The 3,577-nt window shown below is 64.0% G+C and carries 2 protein-coding genes, 1 tRNA gene and 1 pseudogene; 1 reads left to right on the plus strand and 3 read right to left on the minus strand.

Annotated elements, in window-relative coordinates; all coding sequences use genetic code 11:
* Positions 1 to 588: 588 nt before the first annotated feature.
* Together ACRCSW_RS21305 and ACRCSW_RS21310 are read right to left on the minus strand one after the other, a co-directional pair.
* A tRNA-Met gene (locus tag ACRCSW_RS21305) sits at positions 589 to 665 on the minus strand.
* A 71-nt stretch (positions 666 to 736) separates the two neighbouring features.
* A complete protein-coding gene (locus ACRCSW_RS21310) occupies positions 737 to 1,582 on the minus strand; it encodes an alpha/beta fold hydrolase (RefSeq protein WP_438707661.1) in 846 nt (281 codons plus the stop codon).
* A gap of 176 nt (positions 1,583 to 1,758) precedes the next feature.
* Between ACRCSW_RS21310 and ACRCSW_RS21315 the strand changes: the two genes are divergently transcribed.
* Positions 1,759 to 2,685: an AraC family transcriptional regulator gene (locus ACRCSW_RS21315; RefSeq protein ID WP_438707662.1), complete on the plus strand. Its 927-nt coding sequence runs from the start codon at positions 1,759 to 1,761 to the stop codon at positions 2,683 to 2,685.
* Between the two features lie 22 nt (positions 2,686 to 2,707).
* Here ACRCSW_RS21315 and ACRCSW_RS21320 read toward each other — a convergent pair.
* Positions 2,708 to 3,577, minus strand: a pseudogene (locus tag ACRCSW_RS21320) (hydantoinase/oxoprolinase family protein); the annotation flags it as partial.

Raw genomic sequence — 3,577 nt, forward strand, 5'->3', positions numbered from 1 at the left:
GGAATACATCCTTGGCCAAATCGAGGCCGACTGTTTTAACTGTCATCGGGTGGCTCCTTTCCTCGCAGTCCATGACAACTGCACTATGGCGCATCTAACGCCGGGGGAGCAGGAGCCATCCACCTCATCCGCTTAGGGCCGTTCGGTACTTCCTGCACCAGTCCCGGCAACTAAGTCCGATCGGTGGCCTCGGAACGGGAGGGAGCGGGGTCGCCGATCCAATAAGGGGCAAGCTTTGAAAGCTCGTTGCCATGCCGTCGAGTCGAGAGAGCTTTCCTGCCCACCCGGAACCCGATCGCAAATTGTGATGATGGGACGAGTACTGGCATGAAAATGCAAGACTCGTAAATTATATCTTTATAGCAATATATTAGGCGATTTCGTTGGTGGAGCTGACGACCGCATCCGGAATCACTTGCACTGTTGCATCCTGCTTTCCGCCGGAAGGGCGGGGTTGCGTGGCCTGCACTATGCGGGCTGTGAGGACGATTTTCCGGTTTGCAAGTCTGTTCTGGTGGGAAAAACGGTGGGTCGTCAGAGAATCGATGCCATTTTTTTCAATCATTCCAGCATGTTGTGAGGGCTTAGTGGTGGCGAGGGGGGGACTCGAACCCCCGACCCCGTGATTATGAGTCACGTGCTCTAACCAGCTGAGCTACCTAGCCACTGGCCGGGTGGTTAGTGTGACGGGTTTGGGGCGTCAAGCGGAAATTCGACGCCCCGACGTATTGCAGGGCTAGTTCAGAAAAGCCGTGATCGCAGCAATCGTCGCATCCGGATTGTCGATCTGCGGGAAATGCCCTGCGTTTGGGATCAGTTGCGCGGTGGCTCCGGCGATCTGCCCGGCAAACACCTCTGCCAGCGCCGAGGGGAAAAGCTTGTCGTCAGCGCCCCAAAGCACCAGCGTCGGGGCGGCGACCTTGGGGAACAGCTCTTCCAGCCGCGGCGAGGCAAAGAGGCTCTTGCCCCATGTCCCGGCAATGGCCTTTTCGCCTGACGCCACGTAGGCCTCGAAGGCTTTCTCCGCGAGGCCCGGTGTCTTTGCGACATCCGAGTTGATCGTGATGTCGATCAGCTTCTGCATCTCGGCGGCGTCGTTGGGGTCGAAGTTCACCGGTGGCGTGCCCTCGAACATCGCCTTGAACCCGGCGGCGTCGATGATCACCAGCTGGTCGATCCGGTCCGGATAAGTCGCCGCGAAGGTCGTGGCCACCCAGCCACCGACCGAGTTGCCGACCAGATCGGCGCGGTCGATCCCCTTCTCGTCCAGCAGCGCCTTGACCGCATCGGCCTGCACCGGCATCGAAAGATCGTCGCCTGTCTTGGACGACCCGCCGAACCCAAGCATATCGATGGCGAAGACCTGATGATCCGCCGCCAGTGCGGTGGCAACGCCCTGCCAGTCTTCCTTGTGACCGCCGACACCATGGATGATCACCACCGCGGGGCCCGTACCCGCCTCAAGGTAAGCAAGCGTCTTGTCGCCGACAGCAATGCTGCCCGATGTCATGTCGGCATGAGCCGGTGCGATCAGCCCATTGGCGAGCATCAGACCGGCGGCGAGGGCATGAGGTCTCAGCATGACAGCGTCCTTTTCATGAAATGAGGCGCAGGATCGCGTCGCTCTTGACGGCACCCCTGAGCACGGTGAACAGTCGCAACCCCAGCTTACCGGCGCCAATCGGGGGTAGCTATGATCGAAAGCCCTGAATGCCTGATCCATCGTCCAGAGCCCTGGATGCAAAGGCAATCCGGGACATGAGCGGCATTCCGACCGATGCGATGTCCGATGTGCTATCCTTGGTGCGGATGTCGGGCGATCTGGTCTGCCTTGGCAATTACGCGGCGCCCTGGTCGATTTCGCTTGGCCGACCGCTCGCTCATTTTCACATCGTCTTGCAGGGGTCCGCCTGGCTGGTGCTGGAGGGCTGGCCCCCCTTGCACCTTGTGCAGGGCGATCTTGTGCTGTTGCCGCACAGCACCGGACATGTGCTGGCCAGCGATCCCGCCATCCCGGCTGTCCCGGTCGAGCAATCCGTTGCGGCAAGTCCGCCCGGCGCCCCGCTTGAACACCGGATCGACGGGCCTGGCGGAAGGTCGAAGCTGATCTGCGGCCGGTTCAGTTTTTCGGGCCCATTGGTCCCTCGCCTTTTCACCGTCCTGCCGCCGTTGATCCACATCGAGGGACGGGCTGGCGACGCTCTGGATCCCTTGTATGTAACCACACGATTTCTGCTTCACGAGGCGCAGAATCCGACGCCTGGCTCGGCCATCATGATCAACCGGCTTCTGGACTTGCTCTTCATCCAGATCGTGCGCGACTGGGGTGCCCGGAGCCCGCGCAATCTCAGCTGGCTTGGCGGGCTCCGCGACCAGCAGATCGGCCGCGCGCTGTCGGCAATTCACCAGACGCCAGAGCGAAACTGGACCGTCGCGGCCCTTGCAGCCGAAGCGGGCCTGTCGCGGTCGGCCTTTGCGATCCGCTTTGCCGACATCGTCGGGCAGACGCCGCTGAGCTATGTGGCGACCTGGCGCCTAGACCGCGCCGCAGCCTACCTGCGCGGCGGGTCGGCACGGATCACCGAGATCGCCGCGCTGACGGGCTACGGCTCCGAAGCCGCCCTGTCTCGGGCCTTCAAGCGGCAGTTCGGGGTAAGTCCGGCGCAGTACCGACGCGGCGGTTGACCCGAGGGCCCTTCAGGCGGCGTCACCCATGCGCCACCCTGGGGCGACCCGACGCCGTCGCCGTCACCTTCGCCTCGATGAACATCTGCCGCCCCTCGATCTCGACCTCGCGGACATCCCGGTCCACCGTCACCCGCAGGTCCACCGCCCCCGCCGCCCGGGCACGGTCCGAGGCCTCTTTGACCAGCGCAGTCTCCATCGCCTGAAGCGCTGCTTCGGGTGTCGGGAAGCTTTGCAAACCGTCAGTCAGATGCGCGACGAACCGACCCTCGGCGGGTGAAGAGACGGTTCCGACCGCCCGCTGGCTGACCTGTCCGGCCACCGCGCCAATAGCGTTGGCGACCCCGGCGTGTTCGGGCAGGATCATCGGGCAGCCGAGCCTCTCGCCCACCGCGCCGTAATAGGACGGAGCCGAGGCCCCAAGGCCGATCACCGGCACGCCAAGCTTGACGCTCACCTCGACGACGCCGCGATGCTGGACAAGGCCCGCCTTGGTCAACCGGTGCTGCGCCAGCGCTTCAGGGGCATCGTCTGCAAAGCCCGCATCCTCGCCGAAGGCCGCTTCCAGAAGGCAATCGACGGTCTGCTGGGTCAGCTGGTCGATCACCGCTTGGGCAAAGACCTCCGGCCCTGTCGCAAAGCGCTCGCCCGCCCCGGTCCGGCGCTTTGCGATCAGCCGCAGCGCCTTTTCCGCCGCCGCCCCGTCCCATGAGTCCAGCCGCCCCAGCACATGGGCCGCATCCGAAGGCGTGACACCCGAGATCATCACCAGCCCCCGCGCCACCAGCCGCTCCAGCGCCGCGACCTCCAGCCGTGAGGTCAGCGCCCCGGCCATCGGCATCGGGCGATCGATCCGGTCCAAGACCGCCAGGTCCCGCGCATTCAGGCCGCC

The organism is Tabrizicola sp., from assembly GCF_051645465.1.
In the GTDB taxonomy this organism is placed as follows: Bacteria; Pseudomonadota; Alphaproteobacteria; order Rhodobacterales; family Rhodobacteraceae; genus Tabrizicola.

Bases quoted from the DNA above. Each gene is read 5' to 3' on its own strand.
- ACRCSW_RS21310 (WP_438707661.1), bottom strand. From the start codon at position 1,582: ATGCTGAGACCTCATGCCCTCGCCGCCGGTCTGATGCTCGCCAATGGG.
- ACRCSW_RS21315 (WP_438707662.1), top strand. From the start codon at position 1,759: ATGAGCGGCATTCCGACCGATGCGATGTCCGATGTGCTATCCTTGGTG.